General features: G+C 33.3%; 24 protein-coding genes and 1 riboswitch. Of the genes, 19 read left to right on the forward strand and 5 right to left on the reverse strand.

All coding sequences use genetic code 11. The annotated features are described in order from the left end of the window. Positions 1–137: 137 nt before the first annotated feature. The 4 genes from JG554_RS02960 (at position 138) to JG554_RS02975 (ending at position 3,319) form a co-directional block, all read left to right on the forward strand. On the forward strand, positions 138–461 hold the full coding sequence (locus JG554_RS02960) for a PadR family transcriptional regulator (protein WP_046208522.1): 324 nt from the start codon (positions 138–140) through the stop codon (positions 459–461). Then, positions 454–1,014 (forward strand): HAAS signaling domain-containing protein, encoded by a 561-nt coding sequence (locus JG554_RS02965; protein WP_070037528.1) that lies wholly within the window; start codon positions 454–456, stop codon positions 1,012–1,014. The genes JG554_RS02960 and JG554_RS02965 overlap by 8 nt, the downstream gene beginning before the upstream one ends. Continuing rightward, positions 1,011–1,814, forward strand: coding sequence for a DUF4097 family beta strand repeat-containing protein (locus JG554_RS02970; RefSeq protein WP_070037531.1), 804 nt, complete (start codon positions 1,011–1,013; stop codon positions 1,812–1,814). The genes JG554_RS02965 and JG554_RS02970 overlap by 4 nt, the downstream gene beginning before the upstream one ends. Before the next feature lie 176 nt (positions 1,815–1,990). Continuing rightward, positions 1,991–3,319, forward strand: a complete 1,329-nt coding sequence (locus JG554_RS02975; RefSeq protein ID WP_046208519.1) for a Na+/H+ antiporter NhaC family protein — start codon at positions 1,991–1,993, stop codon at positions 3,317–3,319. Positions 3,320–3,462: 143 nt separating this feature from the next. Here the strand turns inward: JG554_RS02975 and JG554_RS02980 are convergent, their stop codons facing one another. After that, entirely contained in the window at positions 3,463–4,071 is a 609-nt protein-coding gene (locus tag JG554_RS02980; RefSeq protein ID WP_046208518.1) for a DNA-3-methyladenine glycosylase, read from the reverse strand. A gap of 208 nt (positions 4,072–4,279) precedes the next feature. Between JG554_RS02980 and JG554_RS02985 the strand changes: the two genes are divergently transcribed. From JG554_RS02985 to JG554_RS03000, 4 genes are all read left to right on the forward strand, one after another. Continuing rightward, complete coding sequence (locus JG554_RS02985) at positions 4,280–4,858, forward strand: DUF805 domain-containing protein (protein ID WP_070037534.1); 579 nt, start codon at positions 4,280–4,282, stop codon at positions 4,856–4,858. Between the two features lie 306 nt (positions 4,859–5,164). After that, positions 5,165–6,064 carry an ABC transporter ATP-binding protein gene (locus JG554_RS02990; protein ID WP_203265368.1) on the forward strand — a complete coding sequence of 300 codons (900 nt, stop codon included), beginning with the start codon at positions 5,165–5,167 and terminating at the stop codon, positions 6,062–6,064. Then, the gene (locus JG554_RS02995; protein ID WP_070037542.1) at positions 6,057–7,295 is read left to right on the forward strand and encodes an ABC transporter permease; all 1,239 of its coding nucleotides are present in this window, start codon (positions 6,057–6,059) and stop codon (positions 7,293–7,295) included. The genes JG554_RS02990 and JG554_RS02995 overlap by 8 nt, the downstream gene beginning before the upstream one ends. Before the next feature lie 595 nt (positions 7,296–7,890). After that, positions 7,891–8,919 (forward strand): aldose epimerase family protein, encoded by a 1,029-nt coding sequence (locus tag JG554_RS03000; protein WP_046208513.1) that lies wholly within the window; start codon positions 7,891–7,893, stop codon positions 8,917–8,919. A gap of 262 nt (positions 8,920–9,181) precedes the next feature. Here JG554_RS03000 and JG554_RS03005 read toward each other — a convergent pair whose 3' ends face one another. Continuing rightward, entirely contained in the window at positions 9,182–9,838 is a 657-nt protein-coding gene (locus JG554_RS03005; RefSeq protein ID WP_046208512.1) for an MOSC domain-containing protein, read from the reverse strand. A gap of 158 nt (positions 9,839–9,996) precedes the next feature. On the opposite strand from JG554_RS03005, the gene JG554_RS03010 reads away from it, so the two are divergent. Beyond that, positions 9,997–10,686 carry a ribose 5-phosphate isomerase A gene (locus tag JG554_RS03010; RefSeq protein WP_046208511.1) on the forward strand — a complete coding sequence of 230 codons (690 nt, stop codon included), beginning with the start codon at positions 9,997–9,999 and terminating at the stop codon, positions 10,684–10,686. A gap of 106 nt (positions 10,687–10,792) precedes the next feature. On the opposite strand, the gene JG554_RS03015 is transcribed toward JG554_RS03010, so the two are convergent. Further along, a complete protein-coding gene (locus JG554_RS03015) occupies positions 10,793–12,112 on the reverse strand; it encodes a peptidoglycan release complex CPBP-like subunit SdpC (protein WP_203265369.1) in 1,320 nt (439 codons plus the stop codon). Positions 12,113–12,367: 255 nt separating this feature from the next. On the opposite strand from JG554_RS03015, the gene hutG reads away from it, so the two are divergent. Further along, positions 12,368–13,297 carry a formimidoylglutamase gene (gene hutG / locus JG554_RS03020; protein WP_046208509.1) on the forward strand — a complete coding sequence of 310 codons (930 nt, stop codon included), beginning with the start codon at positions 12,368–12,370 and terminating at the stop codon, positions 13,295–13,297. Here the strand turns inward: hutG and JG554_RS03025 are convergent. Then, the gene (locus JG554_RS03025) at positions 13,287–14,162 is read right to left on the reverse strand and encodes a LysR family transcriptional regulator (protein ID WP_070037546.1); all 876 of its coding nucleotides are present in this window, start codon (positions 14,160–14,162) and stop codon (positions 13,287–13,289) included. The two genes, hutG and JG554_RS03025, sit on opposite strands and share 11 nt — an antisense overlap. A 143-nt stretch (positions 14,163–14,305) precedes the next feature. Here JG554_RS03025 and JG554_RS03030 point away from each other — a divergent pair, with 143 nt between their 5' ends. The 9 genes from JG554_RS03030 to JG554_RS03070 all read left to right on the forward strand — a co-directional run bounded on the left by JG554_RS03030 (position 14,306) and on the right by JG554_RS03070 (position 25,050). Next, complete coding sequence (locus JG554_RS03030; RefSeq protein WP_046208507.1) at positions 14,306–15,580, forward strand: YjiH family protein; 1,275 nt, start codon at positions 14,306–14,308, stop codon at positions 15,578–15,580. A gap of 48 nt (positions 15,581–15,628) precedes the next feature. Next, a complete protein-coding gene (gene hutU / locus JG554_RS03035; RefSeq protein ID WP_070037548.1) occupies positions 15,629–17,293 on the forward strand; it encodes a urocanate hydratase in 1,665 nt (554 codons plus the stop codon). Then, positions 17,290–18,522 carry an imidazolonepropionase gene (gene hutI, locus JG554_RS03040; RefSeq protein ID WP_203265370.1) on the forward strand — a complete coding sequence of 411 codons (1,233 nt, stop codon included), beginning with the start codon at positions 17,290–17,292 and terminating at the stop codon, positions 18,520–18,522. Before hutU ends, hutI begins: the two co-directional genes overlap by 4 nt. 214 nt (positions 18,523–18,736) lie before the next feature. Continuing rightward, on the forward strand, positions 18,737–19,903 hold the full coding sequence (locus tag JG554_RS03045; RefSeq protein WP_070037553.1) for a SulP family inorganic anion transporter: 1,167 nt from the start codon (positions 18,737–18,739) through the stop codon (positions 19,901–19,903). Positions 19,904–19,909: 6 nt separating this feature from the next. Beyond that, complete coding sequence (locus tag JG554_RS03050) at positions 19,910–21,034, forward strand: amidohydrolase (protein WP_107360035.1); 1,125 nt, start codon at positions 19,910–19,912, stop codon at positions 21,032–21,034. 78 nt (positions 21,035–21,112) lie between these two features. Beyond that, positions 21,113–21,994, forward strand: coding sequence for an SDR family oxidoreductase (locus tag JG554_RS03055; protein WP_070037559.1), 882 nt, complete (start codon positions 21,113–21,115; stop codon positions 21,992–21,994). Between the two features lie 103 nt (positions 21,995–22,097). Continuing rightward, a complete protein-coding gene (locus JG554_RS03060; protein ID WP_070037561.1) occupies positions 22,098–22,709 on the forward strand; it encodes a flavin reductase family protein in 612 nt (203 codons plus the stop codon). An 86-nt stretch (positions 22,710–22,795) separates the two neighbouring features. Then, a riboswitch (SAM riboswitch) is annotated at positions 22,796–22,896 on the forward strand. 113 nt (positions 22,897–23,009) lie between these two features. Continuing rightward, positions 23,010–24,296 carry a Na+/H+ antiporter NhaC family protein gene (locus JG554_RS03065; RefSeq protein WP_070037563.1) on the forward strand — a complete coding sequence of 429 codons (1,287 nt, stop codon included), beginning with the start codon at positions 23,010–23,012 and terminating at the stop codon, positions 24,294–24,296. Between the two features lie 247 nt (positions 24,297–24,543). Next, positions 24,544–25,050 carry an SRPBCC family protein gene (locus JG554_RS03070; protein ID WP_070037565.1) on the forward strand — a complete coding sequence of 169 codons (507 nt, stop codon included), beginning with the start codon at positions 24,544–24,546 and terminating at the stop codon, positions 25,048–25,050. A 152-nt stretch (positions 25,051–25,202) separates the two neighbouring features. Here the strand turns inward: JG554_RS03070 and JG554_RS03075 are convergent, their stop codons facing one another. Beyond that, entirely contained in the window at positions 25,203–25,973 is a 771-nt protein-coding gene (locus tag JG554_RS03075; protein WP_046208498.1) for a MurR/RpiR family transcriptional regulator, read from the reverse strand. Between the last annotated feature and the right edge of the window lie 152 nt (positions 25,974–26,125).

Genomic DNA, 26,125 nt, shown 5'->3' on the forward strand with positions numbered 1-26,125 from the left:
TGATACGCAAAAATTAAAGAGGAATTAATCAAGGATATTTATAGCACAGTACCTTGCAATGTACAGTAGTGTGTGTTATATTCTGTTTGACAGCTACTGTGTAATGTATAGTACTGGTTTCCCATAGGAGGTAACATATGAATAGTCAATTTAAAAAAGGCGCACTTGAACTTATTGTGTTGCTAATAATCAAAAGAGATGACCAGTATGGTTACTCGCTCGTTCAAAATATTTCGAGGCATATGAGTATTGCAGAAGGAACAGTATATCCATTGTTACGAAGATTAGTGAAAAATGGAGAACTCACGACATACTACCAACCTTCTTCAGAAGGACCAGCAAGGAAATATTATAAAGTCACTGACCAAGGTAATGACAGGTTAGCTGATTTATTACATGAATGGCGATCATTTTCAAGTATTGTAGAAATATTTATAAAGGAGAGTGAATGGAATGACTAAAAATGAATTTTTAAAACAATTGCATAAACATTTAAAACATGATTCTGATGCAGAACGACAAGATATTTTAAATGAATATGAAACACATTTTTATAGTGGACTGAAAGAAGGTAAATCAGAAGCACAAATTTCAGAGGAGTTAGGAGATCCTAGAACTTTAGCTAAAGAAATGAATGCGACAGCTGCTGTAGAAAAAGCTGTTGACAGTAAAAAATTTGGTGACGTAGGAAATGCCATTTTTGCAGTGATGGGTTTAAGTATATTAAATTTCTTTGTAATTTTAGTACCGTTTATTTTCGTGTTGAGTATCGTTGTTTCATTGATTGTCACTACAATTTCATTTGTTTTAAGTCCAATATTGTTATTAGTGAAAGGGTTTTTAAATGGGTTTGAAAATATATTACTTTTTGATGTTTATGCGGTAGGTGCATTGTTCGGTATGGGATTAATGTTATTTGTGATTACGTATTTAATTACTAAAGCATTTTATTTAATTTGTGTGAAGTATCTCAAATGGAACATAAACGTGGTGAAAAGGAGTGGGGTTTCATGAAGAAAACACTAATTATCCTCTTCATAATTGGATTAATTATAACGATTGTTTGCGGCATTGGTGTGGTAAATCAGTTTCAAGTAGAAAGTAAAAAATCGAAAGAAGTCACTGAGAACTATAATAAAGTATATGATAATAATGCTGAGGTGAAAAAACTCAATGTAGATTTGAGCAACAGTAATATAAAATTAAAAAGAGGAGATCAACTAAAAGTTGAATCACGAGGCACCAACGATAAAATAAATATGGATACTACGGTGAAAAACGGAACGTTATATGTGAAAGATAAACCCTTAGACAGCAATGTTGATATCACATTTATGGATTTTAAGCATAATGATGTCACGATTACTTTACCAAAATCATTAAGTCATTTAAATGTTAATACTGAATCCGGTTCGATTATGGTTGATCAAATAAAAGCGGATTATGCTAAATTATATGCGGATGTAGGGGAATTGAATATTAGTCATGCAAAATTTGATCGTTTAATTGCTGAGGTTGATGTTGCGGATATGTATGTGACAAAAACTCAATTTAATTCGGGTGAGTTCGAAGGTGATACTGGCTCAATTGATATCAAAGATATGCCAATTGATAAACCGGTTAAAGTGAAAACGGATGTGGGCGATATAACAATGGATTACTCGGACAAACAGCCTAACAATACACGGATAGAATTTGATAGTGACGTAGGAGAGCTGGATATTAACAATCACTTGTTTAAAAACAAACAAGTAGGAAATGGATCAAATCTCATTCATATTAAAACAGATACAGGTGATGCTGAAATCAACTAAATCTGTAAGATTAATTATTAAGTAACAGTGTGTGAGCATAAGTCAATTGGATTTTGACTCATGCTCACATTTTATTTTTAGCATGAGACGTGGTGAGATTTTAAATTTCTGTGTTTACTCATTTTTTGATATACTATATGCCATATAAAATTACTAGGTTTATCAGGAGGAGTGTTATGCAGGAATTTAATAGAAGTGATAAGCAATATGGTTTTTTAGCACTTCTGCCATTAGTCATATTTTTAGGGTTATACATTGGTGTAGGTATTACTTTTACCATAATGGGTAAGGAAGATGCTTTTGATCAATTACCAAGACATGTTGCTATTTTTATTGGCATCATTATTGCTTGGACATGCTATGATAGAAAAACAAAATTCACTAAAAAAGTTGAAATATTTACAGAACATGCAGGTAACTCCGGTATTGTTAATCTAGGTCTAATTCTCTTATTAGCAGGCGCTTTTTCTACGGTGACATCGGAAATGGGCGGTAAAACAGCAATGGTGAATATGGGACTTACTGTAATCCCACCAAGTCTACTTATACCTGGGATATTTATTATGAGCGGTTTTGCTGCACTAACCTTAGGTACTTCTACGGGGGCACAAGCTGCATTTATTCCTGTAGGTGTTGCTGTAGCGCAAGCAGCGGATTTAAATGTTGCAGCAGCTGGTGCCGCTGTGATTGCTGGTGCGTATTTTGGTGATAATTTATCCATTATTTCAGATACGACAATTGCAGCAACAAATGGTGTCGGTGCTAAAATGAAAGATAAATTTAAGATGAATGTATTGATTGCACTACCTGCTGCACTTATTACTGCAATGATATATGCAGTTGTGGGTGGAACGGGTAAAGTAGAAGGTGATTTAAGTTTTAACTTTATCAATATACTGCCGTATCTATTTGTACTTGTAGCAGCAATCGCAGGTCTAGATGTGATTTTAGTGCTAATCATTGGCATTATAATGGCAGGTATCATTGGTCTGGCTCAAGGTAATTTGGGAATATTTCAGTTTACGAAAGCTATAGGTGAAGGTATGGAAAGTATGTTCCTTATTTTTCTTGTGGCGTTTTTAGTATCAGGACTGGTGGCGTTAATCCGATATTATGGTGGTATTGATTGGATCATTAAGACAATGAAAGAGAAAGCAAAAGGCCGTAAAAGTGCGGAATATGTGATTAGTTTAATGTCTGGTGTGCTTTCTGCTGCTTTATCACATAACACGTTAGCTATTTTAATTTCTGCGCCTATCGCTAAAGAAATTGGAGATGAATATAAGGTACCGCCTAAACGAATGGCAAGCTTATTAGATATATTTGCTTGTTGTGCCTTAATGGTGTTGCCACATGATAGTGGTATGTTAATGGTTGAACAGTATGGTGATGTTTCTTATATAGAAGTTTTAAAATACACATTTTATCCTGTGATATTTGTTGTTTGTACTGTTATTACGATACAATTCGGTTTACTTGATAAAGATAAAAAACTTTCTAAATAATTTTTAGTTTGTTTGTGGTAATGCGTAGAAAAGTAAAACATATATCATAGACGAGCATTTAAAATGAGCGATTATAATTCAAATAGTTTAATAATATTTTAGGAAACAGAGCATATATTAAATATAAAGCTCTGTTTCCTTTTTTAACGCCATGTATCCTGTGGCGGTACCGTAGAACGTTTTGATATTCTGGAAACGTACGGATTGCCTTTAACGATAAAACGAAGTGGTTTTTGTGTCCATTCACCTTTATTGGGGATACCAATTCTCGGTGTTTCCTCGATATGTTTAGGGTATTTACGGTTTTTTGTATCTATTTTTAGATGGCCTTCATTTAATCGTGAACCATCCAGATGTCTTGGTATATTAAATGCTTTAGTCCATTTTCCAGGGCCATTTGTTAATTCAAAGCCGTCTTTGTTTCTATTTAAGCGCATTGCTTCAATATTCTCTTCTGGTTCAACAGCACGTATCAGTACACCTTCAGGTACACCTTCTAATTGCGTTACAAAGTTGATAAGTAGATGGGTATGCATCACATGCGCATAAATTGTGCCACCCAGTTTATATAAAGATTCTACTTTGGGTGTGCGTTTGCCATTAAATCCGTGAGCAGCTTGATCTTTTTTTCCAACATATGCTTCAGTTTCAACAATGTATCCTGTAAACGTATGTAATTCATCTTCGAAAATGACACGTACGCCTAATAAATCTTTGGCGATAGTGACTGTATCTCGCTGTAAAAAATCCATTTACTAATCCTCCATATAATAGTTTTAGAAATTAAATGTTTTTCAAACTTTTTTATTAAATTGTAAAATTGTGTTACAACCATGTGTAAATTTTGGTAGAATAACCTTATAAGTTTACTAAAAATTAAAAAGTCTAGTTAAAGTATCAATGACTATATTAAAGTTAAATAAACATTATATCAAATGAACTTGAAACGGGGGGAGCAATTTGGAAAGAAAAATTGGGTTTGGAGAAGCATTCAAACTATTTTGGAAAAATTATTTTAACTTCAAGGGCCGTGCACGCAGAAGTGAATATTGGTATATGGTTTTATGGCATTTAATTTTTCTAGTACCAGCGTTCGTTGTATATTTTATTGCTTTGGTTGCATTAATAAGCGCTGCTGCTTCTCAATCTGAAACAGTCATTATGATAAGCGTAGTTTTTCTTATCATCAGTTTAATATATTTCGTTGTGTACGGTTTGGCTACGCTGATACCTAATTGGGCAATATTTATTAGAAGGTTTCATGATACAGGTAGAACAATGTTATTACCGCTTATTTATTTAGGCATTACAGTATTTTCTTACATCATATTTTTAATCATAGCTGTATTAGATTCAGATTTGAATCATATTGCAAGTATAATTTTCATTGTATTGATGTACGCATTCTATATAGGCTTTGGTATTTATGCGTTAGTCGTTAGTTGTTTGGATAGTGAACGCAAAACAAATAAATATGGTCCGAGCCATAAATACGCAAATCAATATACTAAGATTGATGACATGTATAGAGAACAATAATTAAAATAAACCCAAGTATACGAGTTAGGCTGTTAATATGCTTCGTGATACTTGGGTTTTTATAAAGTTTATTCATTTAAATAAGATAAATTTAGATAATGTAATCCTAATACATCATGTAAAATATTGTAGCGATGAAAAAGCATCATCTACATTTGTACCTATCATTGCTGTGACTCATGCTGTAACATTGGAAAGAACCAAAATGAGAACTTCTATATATAAGACAATTTGAAATGTATATTTAAGGTGTGAAATGTTATTATCAATATATACTTAACAGACTTTAAGGGAGGGAAACTTGTCATGTCCTTAAAAATAGCAAATGTTACAAAAAAATATAAGGATTTTACAGCAGTTAATGATATTTCGATAAATTTAGAACAAGGAAACATGCTAGGTTTTTTAGGACGTAATGGTGCAGGAAAGACAACAACATTTAGAATGATACTTGGGTTGACGCCGATTACTGAAGGACAAATTTTGTATAAAGATAAAGCAATCGACCAATCAATATATGATAAAATTGGATATTTGCCTGAAGAACGAGGATTACATCCAAAAATGAAAGTGGTCGATGAGTTAAGATACTTAGCTACATTAAAAGGGATGAAATCCAAGGAAATAACTAAAACCATTGATTATTGGTTAAATCGTTTTGATATTGAAGAAAATAGGGACAAGAAAATTGAATCATTATCTAAAGGGAACCAACAAAAAATACAACTATTAGCAAGTATGTTACATAATCCAAAGTTATTAATCTTGGATGAACCTTTTAGTGGTTTAGACCCAGTTAATGTTGAATTATTAAAATCAGCTGTAAAAGATTTAAATGATGCAGGAACGACGATTATTTATAGTTCTCATAGGATGGAGCATGTAGAAGAGCTTTGTGATGATGTTTGTATTTTGAATAAAGGTGAACTTGTTGTTTCAGGGCCGATTGGTGAAGTGAAAGCAAATCACGGCAATAAAAGCGTAATCATTGAAACCAATCAAACGATGCCAGAAATAGATGATATCAATGGGGTTATCCAAGTGGAACGCAATAAGAGGGAAATACGAGCATTAATAGAAGACGAATCTATTGCAGAGGAAATATATCATATCGTTGTGCAGTATGGTTTTGTAAAAAGATTTCAAGTGATAGAACCAACATTAAATGAGATTTTTATAGATAAAGTAGGTGAGGTAAATGGATAAATTTTGGGCTACTTTTTCACTTACGTATAAAAGTAAAGTTAAAACAAAATCATTTATGATTTTCACAGCAATTGTCGTTGTATTAATGTTGGCGGCAGCTAATATTAATAAAATCGTTGATCTATTTGATAATGGGCCTGATAAGATTGGTATCGTAGTCAATCAAGACTCAATATATAAAGGGGTTAAAGCACAAAGTGATCATCTTGATAGTGATGCGAAATTTAAAAAATTGACAGAATCACAAGCACATCAACAAGTGAAAAATGAAAGTTTAGATAAAGCGTATGTCATTCAATTACATGATAATCATAAATTGACTGGTGAAATATTAAGTAAGGATACCGTTTCGAAAACAGATGAACAAAAATTACAAACTACTTTATCAGCTATCCAAACCAAACTTGTGGCATCTAGTTTGAACCTATCTGAAGATGAGCTAAAGCAATTGCAATCTCAAAGTGAAGTAAGCTCACAAGTGCTTTCAGATAGTGCGAATGGCACACATTTAAGTGAATCACAAAAAACATTTAATACGATTATCGTATATGCAGGTATTATGCTCATGTTTTTCATTATCATAAATTATGCCAATCAAGTAGCGATGGAAATTGCAACTGAGAAGACGTCACGTGTCATTGAAATGATTATTACAAGCATATCACCAGTAACACACATACTTGCTAAATTGTGTGGCGTCATTGCTGTGGCATTAACACAAATTAGTATTTTCATTGTAGTAGGTATTATAAGTGTACTGTTATTTGATATTGGAGATATGCTTAAAGGATTTGATGTACAGCCGAATGATCTAACAGTACAATTAATCATCGTTGGTATACTATCGCTGATTTTAGGTATACTTTCCTATATTATATTGGCAGCTATTTTGGGATCGATTACTTCACGTATCGAAGACATTAATCAATCACTTATGCCAATGACTTTGATTAGTATCATTGCATTATATACGGCAATGTTTGGTGTTATAAACCCTGACACGACTATCATAAGGATTACAAGTTTTATTCCTTTATTATCTCCCTTTATCATGTTTTTACGTGCATCAACACCTGATGTAGCTACTTGGGAAATTGTAATAAGTATGAGTCTATCAATAGTAACCATATTTATCTTGCTTTACATTGCAGTAAGAAGTTATAAAGATACAATCTTAAGTTTTGATAAAGGTCTGTTTAAATCTATGAAACGTGTTTTCGGAAAAAATTAACATATGTTAACGATTATAGAAATGAGTTATAGATGAACAAATAACTTTTAAAAACCGTATCATAATATATAAGTAGGGGAATGAAACTCAAACAACATGATGGTTTCACTCCTACTTTTTTTATGAAAGTATGAATTGTAAAACAGGGTCCTCGAGTTTGTTGAATATGCCAAATAAAACATATTTATAAAAAATAGAAAAAATATCACAATTTTAAATAATATTTGATAGAATGAATAATTAGTATAGATAATGAATTAGTTAAGTTGTTACACTATAGATAAGTAAGATATTTACTAAGGGAAGTAGTAAGCTATTTTGGAATTTTAAATTTTAGTGGATGAAGTATTTTGCTCAATAATTTGGGGAGATATTGAGTGCGTATTGACCTTAGCTCATTTTTAAATGTTGTCTCATTCACTTTAAAAGCAATGAATTTTAGAACTACCAGGACTCCTATGTCTTGTTTTATAAAACAAAGATGGTGTTCATGACTGTGGTTCGATACATTCAATTTGTTTGAAGTTTTATTCAAGATAGAACTGAAAGTCTAAGTGAATCATAATATGTTTGGTTTGAAAGGGAGTAATTGATGATGTTTGCAAAAGTAGAAAGACAAAGTAATGGTATTGATTTAATTAAGATAGACAATGAAGCAACTAAGATTGTTTTCACAAACTATGGCGCTCGTATCGTGTCATGGAAATATGATGATAACAATATTGTATTAGGTAATGTGGTAGAAGCGGATGAATTCTATCAACAAAATCCTTTTTATTTTGGTGCTACTGTAGGCCGTTATGGTGGACGGATTGCAAATGCAGAATTTCATTTGGATGGTACAACGTATCGATTAGATACGAATGATGGTAAAAATAATATTCACGGTGGTTATAACGGTATTGATAAATGTTATTTTGATTATGAAATATTTGAACAAGTAGGACAAGTGAAAATTGTGTTTTCCACTACAATTCAGCAATCAGATGATTATTTTCCAGGAAATATCGATTTAGAGGTGATACATACTTATGACGTTGATCACAAATGGACAATTGAGTATAAAGCCGTTACTACCGAAAAAACAATTTTTAATCCTATGAATCATGTTTACTTTAATTTGAACAGAGATAATAATGTTATCGATAACCATAGTATTTCAAGTTCAACATTAAAAATGCATTTATTAGATAACGATCATTTTGTGACAAAACAAAAGCCACTAAATTTAGAACATGTTTTTGCACGCAATCACATTCAATTTAAAGATATTTTTAATAGTGAGCATCATGACATTCAATCACAAATGAAACGTTATGGTGGTCTAGATCATCCGTTTCAGATTGGAGAGCAAGGTATGACAGTTGAAAATAAACATTTTCAACTGACTGTTGAAACTGATATGCCCAATGTCGTGATATTTACATTTAATGATACTACGGAATGGGAAAGTGATTTCAATATTTATAAAGCACATTCAGGATTTACGTTAGAAACACAATGCATACCTAATGATATTAATTTGTATGGAGAAGATGCGCCATCAATTTTAGAAGCGAATCAGCCATTTTATTCTAAGACATCATATAAAATTGCTGAAAAAACTTGCGAAGAAGTAGAATGATATCATTGCGCGTGTATCAAGTGTTTTGAATTAATATAAAGTAAGCAAACACCACTTATGGATAAGTAAGTAGCAATTTATAATAATGTATTACAGAAAATAGATTAAGTAGACAAACTCAGGTAAGTGCAGTTATATTAATACCATTTTTGGTCAGTTACTTAACCTGAGTTATATCAATATATCATTTTTAAAGATTCTTGTTGTATAAGAATCTTTTTTTTGAGCCATTAGTTTAGGATATTTACCCATATTGTAATGTTTATTTTTGAGCGCGTTTTAGATATTTTTCTAATTTACGTCGTCTTTCTTCAGTTAAATATGGATTTTTCAAAGCATATGCCAAGCGCACGACATTTTTATTGTCATTGTAATAAATATCATTAAGTTCGAATACAGATAAAAGAGAATCATGTTCCCCGAATTTTATGAGCTGAAGATGAGACGAATCGTAAACAAAGCCTTCCTTAACTACTCTAAAGTAACAACCAGTTTTACATGAACTGGACATGCGTTTAATAAGATTAGGAATTTTATACTTTTCTTGTATTTTCCAACAAGGCTCTCTTATCTCTGAAACTTCGATAATCGCTTCACCTAATTGAAATTGATCTCCAAAATGCAAATCTTTTTCATCTAAGTCTTTGACCGTTAAGTTCTCGCCAAACATTGCATATTCTGGTAAATCTGTGACATCATCTTTCCATAGATCGTAATTTTTTTCGCTATATAAACATACAGCCTTATTGGGCCCGCCATGTCCTTTGTATTCTTGTTCATCTTCAGAAAAACCGGTTTTTGAAAGCCACATCTTACCGGTGAAAAGTGTTTTGTTAAGTGCTGAACGCATTGGTCTTTTAGTACTATAAGGTAAATCTTCTATTTTTCCTGTAGCAATCGCTTTTAAATGATAAATCATGACAATCCTCCTAGTTGGTGATGTATTATTATTGTAAACTAGCTATTTAATTATGCAAGAAGATATATTAATTTAAAATTTATACATATTTTTTAACTATGTATTTTTTTCAATCTCATGTACAATAAAGGTGAGAGTAAGTTATGTAAAGGGGACGCATTATGGATACGAAACAGTTAAAAATTAGTACATTTAATGAAGCGTTAAGCCAAATCAGTGACGGTATGGTTGTGGGCATTGGTTCTGGTTCAACAATAGAGTTGCTTGTCCCAAAACTAGCTGAGAAGTTGGACCATGAACAGATTGATATTACAGGTGTATGCACCTCTAATAAAACTGCTTATATCGCAAAAGAATTAGGTATTCGAGTAGTGGATGTCAATGATGTAGAAAAAATTGACGTTGCCATTGATGGTGCAGACGAAGTAGACAACAATTTGAATTTAATTAAAGGTGGCGGCGGGGCATTATTTAGAGAAAAAGTGATTGATGCCATGGCGGAAAAGTTTATTGTTTTAGTAGATGAATCTAAGTGTGTATCATACTTAGGTCAAACTTTTAATTTACCTGTAGAAGTAGATAAATTTAATTGGTTATTAGTTTCTAAAAAAATAGTAGCTTACGATAATTTAAAAGTGATGCGCCGAATGGTGGATGATGTCCCATTTATAACTGATAATGGCAATTACATCCTTGATGTTACATTGAATTCATCTATCGATCCTTATGCTATGCATGAATTTTTAATTCATTTAGTAGGTGTTTTAGAAACTGGATATTTTCTTGATGTTACAGATCAAGTCATTATAGGTAAGCAAAAAGGCGTTGAAATTTTAAATAAATCATAACTCAAAATATAATAAAAGCAGGTTAACTAACGGTATAAATTAAGATAGACATGAAGTTTATTCATTGTATCTGAATATACGATTAGCGTAACCTGCTTTTTGTTAATTAACGACGATGATCATGTTTGTTTTTAAGTTTAAAAGGTGATCGTTGTCGTTTTTTATTTTGTTGTTGTATGGTTGGCTCAGAAGTACTAGAATCATCATGTTTTGGTGATGATGTCTCCACCTGTGCTTTTTCAGTAGAATTTTCAACGGCGCCATTTACCTGTGTCTCAACATGTTGACGTTCATCTTGGACATCGTTGTTCTCTATAGTTTGTGGCGTGTTTTCATCAATAATATTGTTTCGGCTGTCATCGTGCTGTGTTTGTCGGTGATCCTTCTCAGTGTCCGTGTCATTCACATGTTCAGTCGATGGTTTTGAGTCAGCATCATGTGAATTGACATGATTGTCTGTTGCTCTTTCAGTTTGAGATGTAGCAGTTTCACTGTGCTCACTGTCTCCACTATGTGTATGTACATTTGTTGTTGAATTATCAGATTCGAGTGTATCTTCATTACTATCATCTGCTTGAGCAGTTTCTGAATCTTCACTTACATGATCTAAATAATTATTGCTATCAACTTCATCTAAACTACGTTTAGTAAAGAAATAAAGTATTGCTCGAATAATAATACTTAATAAAATGTAAACGACTGCTACAGCTGATGTGGATAATGCAATTACTTTCATTGCAAAAACACTGCCAAGTTCTTCATTGAATAAGAAAACAAGACCAAATGACATTGCTGCATGGAATATCGTTGCGATAAATATCGTGCGACCTTTTGTAGCACGAATTAACTCACCGATAATCATGGAAAATGCAAATGTATATAATAAACCATATAAAGTATATTCAAGACTAAAGGCCATATTTATATTCCAAATGGAATATAATAAACCAACAATAATCGATGCAAAGAATGTGTTCATTTTCGTTTCTATAATATTTTGTAAATAAGAACGGAAACCAAATTCTATTAAGAATGCCATCACTAGTTGTCCAAGTATAATTGCAGTAATTGAAACAGATAAATCTTCTGTTTGTAATAATACAAAACTATCCGCAAAGATATTAAAACTTATCATAGCAATCAGGAAAATGATTAAAGGTAAAATAAATGCTAGTAAAATACGTTCAATCACTTTTAAATCTATTGTTAGTTTTAAACCAGATAACTGCATTTTACGTTTACTAAAAACGATAATACAAACAAGCGCAGCAATAAATGGCGCTATAGCACTTAAGTCAAAGACAAAACTCTTAAGTGAAATAGTACTTTGTAAGTCTTTCAGTATAATAGGAGCTGCATAAGCAATAATATAGAAAATAAAAATCATTATTGCCCATTGAAAACCTGATATACGTTGTTTATTCATTATGTAACCTCCAATAGGGTTCAGAAAATCATTTATCACTAATTATACATATTTATTAATCAGAAATAAATTAAATTTAGGTATTTATCATTGAAATGTAATAGTAATGCCAAAACTAACATCTAAATGAAATAATTTATTGTCATTTGATAAAATTAAGTAGATAAATTTTGGGTAAATAAAAGCATAAATTGAATTGAATTCAATGTAAGCGTATACTTTTAAATGAGACATTGTTATAAAAGGAGGAGAATTATGTATAAATTAGCACAGCGTGATTTCTGGACAGGTAGAGTCGATAGCGAATCAGATAAGTCTCAATTTAGACATTTTCAAACTGTGAATTTTAGAAATATCAAAGATGACTATCATGAGACACGCCAAGGTGTGGGATTATTAGGTTACGCAGTTGACAGGGGTGTTGAATTGAACAAAGGGAGATTAGGTGCTAAAGAAGGTCCCGACGCAATTAAGAAAGCATTTGCCAATCTACCTGTGTTGAGTGACTGCAAGATATATGACTATGGTAATGTAGAACATGATCATGATGACTTAGAAGACACCCAAAAAGAATTCGCAAAATATGTTGCGACATCAATACAAAGGCATAAACAGACGTTTTTATTGGGTGGTGGACACGATATCGCATATGCCCAGTATTTAGGTATAAGAGAAGTTTATCCTGATGCTTCTTTAGGTATCATTAATATCGATGCACATTTTGATACCAGAGCGGAGTCACAGTCTACCTCTGGAACGAGCTTTAGGCAAATTTTAGATCAAGATAATCAAGCAGATTATTTGGTATTAGGTATACAACAAGGCGGTAATACACAAGGCCTATTTGATTATGCGGAAGAAAAAGAAATCGGCTTTGTTTATGCTGAGGAATTATTACATCAAATATCTCCTCCTGTAAAAGATAAAGTAGAACGATTTATACACAATCATGACGTTATTATGTTCACAATATGTATGGATGTTATAGATAGCGCATACGCACCAGGTGTAAGTGCTAACGCAGTATTAGGTTTGTTCCCACATATTGTCCTTGAACTTGCCAAACGCATTATACCAAATGACAAAGTCTCTACGATTAGCATTGCAGAAACAAACCCTAAATATGATGTCGATAATCGTACTGCAAAGCTATCAGCTAATTTTTTACATCATTTTATTCTTTAATATTCCAATAAAAAAGACATAAATCTATAAAAGAAAGTACTCGTTCAGGGTGCTTTCTTTTTTTTAGGTAATTGATGTAAATGGTACGACTGAGTGTAGGTTTAATTTCAATTGCATCTAAATCTCGTGCATTAAAAGATTGGTAATAGACACGTGGTATGACGGCATAGCCTAATCCTCGATGAACGAAATTCGTTGAAGCTTCAAAGCGATCTGCCTCTATAATAATATTTGGGTGAATATTTAAGCGGTTAAAATAGTCATCCAAATGCTTACGTACTTGGGAACCTTTTGTAGGTAAAATGAGCGGTAAAGATTTAATGGATACCTTTTTGCTATTAGAAAAGGTATTTTTAGGTGTTATGAGGACATAAGATTCCTTATATAGAGGAACAGAGTGTATATCCTCGTGAATAATTTGTTCATTGGTTAAGCCTAAATGATTTTCAAAATTTAATAGACGCTCTAATATCGTGCTCTGATCATGTACTTCTGAAGCGTGATACGTTTGATCTGCATATTCTTTTTGATGCATAGCAACTACTTGTGATATCCATTGATTTGATGATTCAAGAATAGAAAATTTGATTTTAGGTGCATGTCCCATTTTTAAATCATACATTTTTTCTAGCGTTTGATGATAACTTTGTACGAGCTGAATTGCGTAGTTATAAAAATGAATACCTTTTTCAGTAATTTTGATATCCTTGGTCGTTCTTAAAAATAAATCATAACCTAAATCAGCTTCTATTTTTTTTATTGTATTAGTTAAAGACGGTTGGCTTATATGCAAAAAATCTGCTGCCTTTGTAAAACTATTATATTTAACGACAGCAATAAAATATTCTAATTGAACAATTTTCATCTGAATGTCACTCCTATATATTTGCGTATTTATAGTTTGAAACTATTAATAATTAGTTTATTGATATTGGTAGTTTATATAATAACATATTATACTTTTAGATATAGAGGGAGTCGTACTTTCATGTTAGGGGCGTGAAGTACATGTGGAGATTTTTCATTTATAGCTTGATTGGTATTATATTTTTCTTCGTTCCTGTGACTATACAAGGTCAATCAACCATTATGATTGATCATATTGTGCAATGGATTACGCTAATAGTGAAACCAGTTTTACCATATTATGTATTGATTTTAATTATTATTGGTGCAATTCATCCATTTCTCAATCAAAGGTGGAATGAATCGAAAACAAATATTATTTTTAGCTTATTCAAAGTAGTAGGGGTATTCATCGCTTTCATGGTTGTTTTCAATATAGGGCCTGCTTTTGTTTTAAAAGAAAGTATTGGACCATTTTTATATGAAAAGTTAGCCATACCATTAAGTGTTTTAATTCCCATAGGAGCGATTTTTTTATCATTTTTAGTAGGTTTTGGATTGTTAGAGTTTATCGGTGTGATTTGTCGTCCGATAATGCGACCGATATTTAAGACACCAGGAAAGTCAGCGGTCGATGCAGTAGCATCATTTGTTGGTAGTTATTCAATAGGCTTACTGATAACAAACAAAGTCTACAAGAGTGGTAGTTACACACATAAAGAAGCAGTAGTTGTAGCGACAGGGTTCTCTACGGTTTCCGCTACGTTTATGATTATTGTAGCTAACACACTAGGTATTATTCAGCATTGGAATTTATATTTTTGGTTTACACTCGCAGTGACATTTATTGTTACTGCTATTACCGTACAACTCCCACCTATCAGATTTGAAAAGCATACGACATATAAAGACCAACCATATCAAGAAGAGATTCGCAGAAACATGCCATTGTTAAAAGAGTCTTGGTTAGAAGCAAAATTAGCTGTGAAACAGTCTAAGTCATTAATTGACAATGTATTTGAAAATTTGAGAGATGGTGTCGTAATGACTATAGCAATTTTACCTTCTATCATGTCAATTGGTTTTCTAGGATTAGTAATCGCAGAATTCACACCAGTAATCGAATATATATCTTACATCTTTTATCCATTTATCAGCATTTTTCCAGTAGAAAATGTAGGGGTATTAGCACAGGCTTCAACGATTTCAATTGTTGAAATGTTATTACCAGCTGCGATTGCACAATCAGCAGATTTAGCAACAAGATTTACAGTAGCGGTCATGAGTGTTTCAGCGATTATATTTTTCTCAAGCGTTGTTCCGGTTATATTATCTACTGAAATTAAAATATCGATAGGAAAACTTGTGATTATTTGGTTTGAAAGAGTAGTACTCACACTACTGATTACAATTCCATTTGCATTATGGATATTTTAAATATCAAAACAAAGGTTGAATTTAAAATCGATGAAGGAGAGATTGTTCATGAGAAATATTAAAGCAAAAAAAGGTTTAGAGATTGAATGTAAAGGTTGGGAACAAGAAGCAGTATTACGAATGCTATATAATAATTTAGATCCTGAAGTTGCAGAAAGACCCGAAGATTTGGTTGTCTATGGTGGCATAGGGAAAGCAGCTCGAAACTGGGAGGCATTCGAAGCAATTGAATCCACACTGCGTTCATTAGAAGCTGATGAAACGATGTTAGTTCAATCAGGCAAACCAGTTGCTGTATTTAAAACACATGAAGAGGCGCCACGTGTATTACTTTCAAATTCTGTATTAGTACCTGAATGGGCAAACTGGGATCATTTTAATGAATTAGATCAAAAAGGTTTAATGATGTATGGACAAATGACTGCGGGTAGTTGGATTTACATAGGTTCACAAGGTATCGTTCAAGGTACATATGAGACATTTGGTGAACTAGCTAATCAACATTTTGATGGCAAATTAAATGGTACGGTTACATTAACTGCTGGTCTTGGTGGCATGGGTGGTGCACAACCATTGGCAGTTACGATGAATGGTGGTGTTGTTATCGGAGTTGATGTAGATGAAACACGCATTGATAAGCGTATTGATACACGTTACTGTGATGTGAAAACACGAGATTTAGACGAAGCATTAACGTTAGCGGAAGATGCACGCAAACAAGGCAAGCCATTATCTATTGGCTTGGTCGGTAATGCGGTCGATGTACATCAAGCAATTTTAGATAAAGGATTTAAAATTGACATTATTACGGATCAAACGAGTGCCCACGATCCTTTAAATGGATATGTGCCACAAGGGTATTCATTAGAAGAGGCAAGTGCACTTCGTAATAAAGATCCAAAACAATACGTGAAAGAATCGCAATCCTCAATGCATAAGCATGTATCACTAATGTTAGAATTTCAAAAACAGGGTGCGGTCGCTTTTGATTATGGAAATAACATAAGACAGGTGGCATATAATGATGGCTTAAAAAATGCTTTTGATTTCCCTGGATTTGTACCGGCATATATTAGACCGTTATTCTGCGAAGGAAAGGGGCCATTTAGATTTGCAGCATTAAGTGGGGATCCTAAGGATATTGAACGTGCTGATGAAGAAATGAGAAAGTTGTTCCCTGAAAATGAAAAACTTATTCGTTGGTTAGATTTAGCACAGGAGAAAATTGCGTTTCAAGGATTGCCTTCAAGAATTGCGTGGTTAGGTTATGGAGAACGTGCGAAAATGGGTCTAGCGTTAAATAGACTTGTGCGTGAAGGTGAAATTTCTGCACCGATTGTAATTGGTCGCGACCATTTAGATTCAGGTTCAGTAGCCAGTCCTAATCGTGAGACTGAAGGTATGAAAGATGGTTCAGATGCTGTAGGAGATTGGGCTATTTTAAATGCATTAATCAATACTGCTGCAGGTGGATCTTGGATTTCATTCCATCATGGCGGTGGTGTTGGTATGGGTTATTCATTACATGCAGGCATGGTAGTAGTTGCTGATGGTTCAGAAAGAGCAGATAAACGTTTAGGACGTGTATTAACTACGGATCCAGGTATGGGAGTAGTAAGACATGCTGATGCAGGTTATGAATCAGCAATTAATGTAGCAAATGAAAAAGGCATACACATTCCAATGATTACAAGAAAAGGAGATAAAAAATGAACGACTTAATCATTCAAAATATTAAACAATTAATTTTAACGAAAGCTACCGAACGTCCTTTAAAAGGAAAAGAATTAAATGATTTAAATATTGTTGAAAACGGTACAGTAGTTGTGAAAAATGGCAAGATTGTTTATGCGGGTGAACATTCTGATGCATATGATGCAAAAGAAATAATAGATGCTTCAGGAAAAGTCGTTTCACCTGCCTTGGTAGAAGCACATACGCATCTTGTACATGGAGGCTCACGTGAACATGAGATGTCACTCAAACGTCAAGGTGTGTCTTATTTAGAAATACTTGAACAAGGTGGCGGTATACTTTCTACTTTAGAAGCCACACGTCAAGCGACGGAAGACGAACTTTTTGAAAAAGCGGAAAAAAATCTATTAACCATGTTACAACACGGTGTCTTAGCGGTTGAAAGTAAGAGTGGTTATGGATTGGATAAAGAAAATGAACTTAAACAATTGCGTGTTTCAAATCGATTAGCAAAAAAATATAATTTAGACATGAAACATACCTTCCTTGGGCCACATGCTGTGCCTAAAGATGCGGAGTCTAACCAAGATTTCTTACAAGAAATGATAGATTTATTGCCGGAAGTTAAACCATATGCTGATTTTGCCGATATTTTCTGTGAAACAGGCGTGTTTACTGTGGAAGAATCTAAATCTTACATGGAAGCAGCTAAAAAACAAGGCTTTGATGTTAAAATTCATGCAGATGAAATCGATCCATTAGGTGGTTTAGAACTTGCAATTGATGAAAATGCTATCTCTGCGGATCATTTAGTTGCATCTAGTGAAGAAGGTAAACAAAAGTTGAAAGATAGTGATACTGTTGCAGTATTATTACCAGGGACAACTTTTTATCTTGATAAGGAAGGTTATGCAGATGCAAGAGGTATGCTAGATAACGATGGCGCTATTGCGATAGCTACTGACTTCAATCCAGGTAGTTGTGTGACTAATAATTTACAATTGGTGATGTCTATTGCAGCGTTAAAATTAAAATTATCTCCAAATGAAATTTGGAATGCAGTGACAGTCAATGCAGCTAAAGCAATTGACGTTGATGCAGGTACCATCAATGAGGGAGATAAAGCAAATATTGTAATTTGGGATGCACCTAATCATGAATATATTCCATATCATTATGGTATTAATCATGCAGAAAGAGTTATTAAAGATGGTAAAGTGCTCTTTGATAATCGTGTAAAACTTTAATAGAAAAACTGTAATTAAAATTAAAAATAAGATTATTAGAGATGAATAGGGTGAGGAATGGAATCAAAAATGTTGATTTGTCCTCGCTCTATTCTTATTTTTTTATTCAAGTTTTCTAAAAATAGAAATTTAGAAGTGCAAAAAATTAAGTTAATAAAATATTTTGACAATTATGATAGTATAGTAATTAAAGGGGTTTGGGGGTGAGTACGGTGTGAGTAATGCTGGGTATATTGAACAATGGAAAGGTAACATAGTACAGAATACACTTTCAGGTGTATTACTTGCACTTGCATTGTTACCTGGTGCAATTGCTTTTTCATTTATAGCAGGTGTGAATCCGACAATCGGTATGTTAAGTACTGGTTTAATGATGCTTGTACTTAGCTTTACTGGAAATAGAACCTTGATGGTATCAGCACCAAGTAGTGGTGTATCTTTAGTCGTAGCACCTTTAGCTGTAAGTCATGGATTGCAAGCTGTCATTTTAGCAACCTTATTTATGGGTATCATCCAAATTTTATTTGGGTATTTTCAAATTAATAAATGGTTAGAATTGATACCTGTCGGTGTTGTAATTGGATTTATGAATGCACTAGGTATATTATTATTTACATCTCAGCTAAAGAATATTTTAGGTATTTCTATGGCAACTTATATCGTTGCAATCATGTCATTTTTTATTATTTGGTTGGGCGCTCGATATATCAAAATTATACCTGCACCATTGATATCCATTATTATACTGACAATATTTTCGTGGGTATTAAAACCTGAGATAAAATATGTGCACGATTTGTCTTCAATACATATTAAACTACCTTATCCAACTATTCCTATTGAAATATTAAATGTTAACTTTCTCCTAATTACATTGTTTTATGGTTTGATGATGGCTATTGTTACAATCGTTCAAACGACTTTAACAGCAAGAATGATGGATGAAGTAACAGCTACGACTAGTGATAAAAATCGTGAATCAATAGGTCAAGGCATAGCTAATTTAGTAGTAGGATTATTTGGCGGTTATGGTGGAAGTGCGCTTGTTGGTCAATCGCGTTTTAATGTAACAATGGGTGCGAACTCTAGAGTTTCAACTTTTGTTACCGGTAGTTTTTTACTGGTAAGTTTATTTGTTTTTGGTGAAATTATAGGACATATTCCAATGGCTGTTTTAGCTACCGTGCTTATTACAATTTCATTGAATACATTTGATAGACGAACAATACCCTTTATACGGAAGTCACCTTTAGTAAATGGATTCATGGTAATACTTACGATGGTGCTTATTTTAATCTCTAATAATTTAGCGCTCGGCGTTGTGATTGTAACAATACTATATTATATTTTTAAACGTTTTATAAATTTAGAAAGGACGTGACATGTCATGCCACAATATGAAGACTTTGTAAAATGGAGACGTACATTTCATCAGTTTCCAGAATTGTCTGATGATGAATATGAAACAACGAAACGATTAAGACGTATTTTAGAAAGTTATGAAATTAAAATTTTAGATATACCGTTGGAAACTGGTTTGATTGCTGAAGTAGGTCAAGGAGATACGTTTATTGCTGTTCGATCGGATATAGATGCTTTGCCAATTAATGAAGAAGTTGTACATGAATTTACATCAACTAATGAAGGTATTATGCATGCTTGTGGTCATGATATCCATATGGCAAGTATTTTAGCAACAGCTACAAAATTAAAAGAAATTGAAGATCAATTAAAAGGTAGAGTACGTTTTATTTTTCAACCTGCCGAAGAGCTGGGATATGGTGCTGTTAAATTAGCTGAGACAGGTGCCATTGATGGTACAAAAGCTGTGCTTGGTTATCATAATTATCCTACTATGGATATAGGTACATTGGCAGTGAAATCTGGTGCCGTGACATCCTCTGTAGATCGCTTTGAATTTAAAATTAAGGGTAAAGGTGCACATGCAGCAAAGCCTGAACAAGGTAATGATCCAGTCATCGTATTAGGTCAATTAATCAATAGTGTTCAATCCATCGTCAGCAGAAATTTATCTGCTTTTGATAATGCAGTCGTAACGATTGGAGAAGTATCTTGTGGTAATACATGGAATGTTATTGCAGATCAAGCTTATGTACAAGGTACAGTGAGAAGTTTTGATGAAGGTATTCGCACATTCATTGAGAAGAGATTGAGAGAAATTGGGAGTGGATTGGCAGAAGTATTTGATGTTGAAATTGAAACACAATATATACGATTACCAGGCGCAGTAATCAATGACGAAAAATTAACAGACGATGCAATTAACGTTGCTAAACAAGTAGGTTACAATGTGAATATAATGGAACAGCCATTAACTATTGGTGAAGATTTTTCTGGGTTTGCCAACAAGTATCCAAGTGTATTTGTTTTTATTGGATCTAATAGTGACTATGATTTACATCACCCCAAATATGATCCCGATGAACGCATTTTAGAAAAAGTACCAGATTACTTTGTAACATTTGTACAGAAATTATTGAACGAAGCTTAAAAATATAATCTTGTGTTATGGGCGATTTAATTTGGGTAAAAAATAATTACAACCATTATTTTTTGAGGAGGATTAAGCATGGCGTCTCAAGATCCTAGAAAGAAATATTCAAATGCAGATTTTCCAAAACAAGAGCAACCCGTTCCAGGTTTACAAAAAGATCTGAACCCTAAACCAGATTGTGGAGAAACTTCTTATACCGGTTATGGTAGATTGAAAGGTTTAAAGATGTTAGTAACAGGTGGAGATTCAGCTATTGGTAGAGCAGCAGCTATTGCGTATGCTAAAGAAGGTGCTGATGTTGCAATCAATTACTTGCCATCAGAACAAGAAGATGCTGAAGAAGTAGAAGAAGTTATTACATCGGCAGGACAACAAGCTGTGCTAATACCGGGTGATTTACGCAATGAACAATTCAATTATGAGTTAGTAGAACGTGCATATCACGCGTTAGGTGGATTAGACAATGTTACACTCGTAGCTGGACATCAACAATATAGAGATACACTAAAGGGCTTCGATACAGCGTCATTTACTGAAACCTTTGAAACGAATGTGTATCCAATATTTTGGACTGTACAAAAAGCGATTGATTATCTTGAACCAGGTGCTACAATTACGACAACGTCATCTGTACAAGGTTATAACCCAAGTCCAATTTTACATGATTATGCAGCATCAAAAGCTGCAATCATATCGCTAACTAAAAGTTTGTCTGAAGAACTAGGAGCTAAAGGCATCCGTGTTAACTGTGTTGCACCAGGACCATTTTGGTCACCACTTCAAATATCAGGTGGACAACCACAATCCAAAATTCCAACATTTGGACAAAAAGAAGTGCTTGGCAGAGCAGGTCAACCTGTAGAATTAGCAGGCGTTTATGTTCATTTAGCAGCTGATGAATCAAGTTACACTACTGGCCAAGTATACGGGGTTACAGGTGGTACACAATTAGATTAATTTGATAGATGGCTATTTCAAAGTGATTCGTGCTTAAATGAACAGTTATGCACTTACATTTTGACATAGCCACTTTTTATTTATGAAAGGAAAGTGAATTTTTGTGAAACATTTTAAAGCAAGTGAATTGTCTAAAAGACAAAACTATAAATTATTGAGTGGTAGTGTCATACCTAGGCCAATAGCCTTTGTGACATCTCAAGATAAAAATGGTAAGTTAAATGCGGCACCGTTCAGTTTTTTTAACGTGGTGAACAGTGCACCACCGATGATTATGATTTCTACAGGACGCTCAGAAGGTAAACGTAAAGACACTTCACTTAATATTGAAGAGACTGAAAATTTTGTAGTACATATCACTGATGAAACAAACGTAGAGCAAATTAACCGTACAGCTGCACCATTGGATCGTACTGAAAATGAATTAGAACGAACAACGTTAACCCTTGTCGACTCAGAACTGATAACTGTACCTGGTATTGAACAGGCGAAAATACGTATGGAATGTAAATTAGAGCGGATTATATCATTAGGAGATACTGATGAGGGGTCAGATCTAATCATTGGAGAAGTCGTGATGTTTCATATTAATGAAAACGTGTATTTTGAAGACAGTAAGATTAATGCACAGGCACTAGAAGCCGTGTGCCGTTTAGCTGGAAATGATTATGCCACGATCGGTGATACATTTACGATTGTTCGGCCAACGGAATAACCTTTGAAGTAAAATATCATTTCATATTATGATTATATAATTGACGAAGAGGCGTGAATAGTGTACTGTTATAAAATAAATAAAATAGCTTATCTAGAGAAGTGGAGGGACTGGCCCATTGAAACTTCGGCAACATGGTAATGCGTGTGCCAATTCCAGTAGCATAAAGTGTGCTAGAAGATAAGATTAAAGATGTATCGATTTACTCTTTTCTTCTATGAGAAAAGAGTTTTTTATTTTTTATGGTAAGCAAAATGAATGATTGACTAAAAAAGTAATGATAAAGAAAGTTGGTTTTGTATGACGGAAAATAAAAAAGGTAACGCATGGGCGCTTGTGCCATTAATCATTTTTGTAGGTATATTTTTAGGTGTGGGCGTTATTACTGGTGACTTTTCAATAATGCCACTCAATGTTGCAATTATTATCGCATCCATTGTGGGTTTGTTGATAAATAAAAAAGAAACATTTTCTAAAAAAGTAGATGTATTTACTAAAGGCGCTGGACATTCAAATATTATTTTGATGATGTTAATATTTCTACTTGCGGGTGCATTTTCTCAAACTACAGAAGATATGGGGGGAGTCAAGTCGACGGTAAATTTAGGACTATCCTTTATTCCAGAAAACTTAATTATCGTCGGTTTATTTATCATTTGTATGTTTGTATCACTTTCAATGGGTACTTCAGTCGGTACAGTTGCAGCTATAGCGCCGGTTGGTTTTGGTTTGAGTCAGGCGACGGATGTATCTGCAGCGATAACAATGGCTACTGTCGTTGGTGGCGCAATGTTTGGTGATAATTTATCAATGATTTCGGATACTACAATTGCCGCTGTTCGTACTCAAAAGACTAAAATGAGCGATAAGTTTAAGGTGAACATAAAGATTGTATTACCAGGTGCGCTATTTACTGTTATAGTACTTTGGTTTTTAACGCATGGTGCTCAGATAGATACTACGAAATCATATGACTATAACTTTATTAAAGTTATTCCATACTTATTGGTACTGATTTTAGCGCTGGCAGGTATAAATGTAATTATAGTGTTGATTGGTGGTACCGTATTATCTGCGATTATTGGACTGGTTGATGGATCATTCAACTGGTCAGGCTTGCTTAGTTCAATCTCAAAAGGAATTGTTGGTATGGAGGATATTGCGATTATTGCACTTTTAATTGGCGGACTTGTAGCATTGATACAACATAATGGTGGTATCACTTGGCTATTAAATTTTGTACGCAATAGGGTTAAATCAAAACGCGGTGCAGAATTAGGTATAGCGGGACTTGTGAGTGCTGCGGATATTTCGACTGCCAATAATACAATTTCTATATTAATGGCAGGCCCCTTAGCTAAAGATATTGCAGATGAATACGAGATTGATCCTAGGAAATCTGCAAGTATTTTAGATATGTTTGCGAGCTGTTTCCAAGGTTTATTACCTTATAGTCCGCAAGTTATAGCAGCAGCAGGCGTTGCGTCTATCTCACCAGTTTCATTAATGCCGTATTCAATTTATCCGATCATTCTAGGTGTTTGTGGCCTAATTGCAATTTTCTTTAGATTACCAAGATTAAAATAAAAAAGTTGATTAAAAGAAAGGGCAACAGTTTATATTATTTGATATAGACTGTTTGTCCTCTTTTTTAAGAAGTAAGATAGTATTAAAAAAGGGAAAATTTTGACGTTTACTGATTAATAACGATAGAATAAATAGGTTATCACTTTTAAAGGGGATATAAAGGAAAGTTGAATTTCATAGTATTATTGTTTAGAAGTCTAGTATAATGAGTTAGAATAGTTATAAGAGTGAAAGTAGGTGAACAATCATGGCTAGATATAATGTGGAAAATGAAAACGTAGAAATTCAGTTGGAAAGACTGTTTAAAGTTGAACCTGAATTAGTATATCAAGCTTGGACTGAGCAACGATTTCTTAAACAATGGTTTATGACAACTGAACGAACGAATAAATCAATAGAGATAGACGCTGTACAAAACGGAAGCTATGAAATTATTGATGTTCGTAAAGGGAAAGAAAATATAGTGAAGGGTACTTACGTTACTTTGAACCCAAATGAATATATTGTAATGACGATAGGGATGCCTGAATTAAGTGACTCTGAAGATACAATTGAAATAGAGATGTTTGAAAGAGAACCAGGCATAACCCAAATGATTTTTAATTATACAGCTTATGTACCTAGGGAACGCAGATTGACATCATTAGAGTATAAGCAAAAGAAAAAGGAATATCATGATTCTACTGCGCATGGTTTTGAAATGTTATTTGATAAGCTGCAAACAACACTAGAAGAATATGAAGAGGAACAATAAAAAATCATTACAACCTAACTCAATAAATTAAAAGTGGGACTCAGGCATATTTGGGCAGAAGCTCATGTATCAGTCCCACTTGTGTAATAAATTGAGATGTTGACTAAGAGGCTGAGACAATTAATTTGTCCAGCTTTCTTTTATTTGATATGTTAATTATTTTGTGTGAATTGACCGTATTGTATACGCTCATTAAATTTACGTAGTACCGTTTCAAAAAAAATATGGTAGCTGATAAAGCTGGAATAATCAATGCCGTTTGTTAAATAAAAAGTGTTACTTGATACGTAGATATTATAATTTGCCTTTTGAGCCAAGGTGTTGTCTTGAAGCGTAGTAATAGAAATGAAATACTTTTGACGCAGTTGCAGTAAATTCGTTATATCGGATAAGTGATCGGTCTCGCCGGATAAAGAAATAATAAAAAACAAATCATTATCAGAAGCTTTATTTAACACCATTTTAAATTCATGTACATCATGTAATACAATAATATTTTTATGTATGGTCAATAAAATTCTTTGAGCTTCTTGCGCAACATTCATTTGAGCTAAACCTGTGCCATATAAATATACCGTTTCGGCTTGATATATTTTGTCAGTAACTAGGTCGTAATCGATACGCTCCAAATAAGTGAAGGTATTTTCAATTTCTTGTTTAAAAGCGTTCATAGAGTCAGAAGGTAATTGATGGACTTGTTCAGATTCAAATTTTAAGTATGATTTAAAATCACTGTAGCCATCAAAGCCGAGCTTACGAGTAAAACGATGAATACTTGCATTTGATGCATGTGTATAAGCCGCTAAATCTTGGATTTTCATTGTTTTACAATCTGATATATGTGTGTTTATAAAATGAGCGATTTGTAGGTCGTTTTCATTTAATTTATTAAAATTGTTATTTATGCGTTCATCTAAAAGCAACGTTATCACCTCAGAATTTTGAAAATATTTTCAAGTTTTGAAAATATAATCTTATTGTACAAAATTGTTCGTAATGGCGTCAAACTATTGTTCTGATGTAAGCGTTTACTATAAAATCGATGGTAAATTGATCCATAATCATTTGAATAGAG

Source organism: Staphylococcus sp. 11-B-312 (assembly GCF_016743055.1).
In the GTDB taxonomy this organism is placed as follows: domain Bacteria; phylum Bacillota; class Bacilli; order Staphylococcales; family Staphylococcaceae; genus Staphylococcus; species Staphylococcus ureilyticus.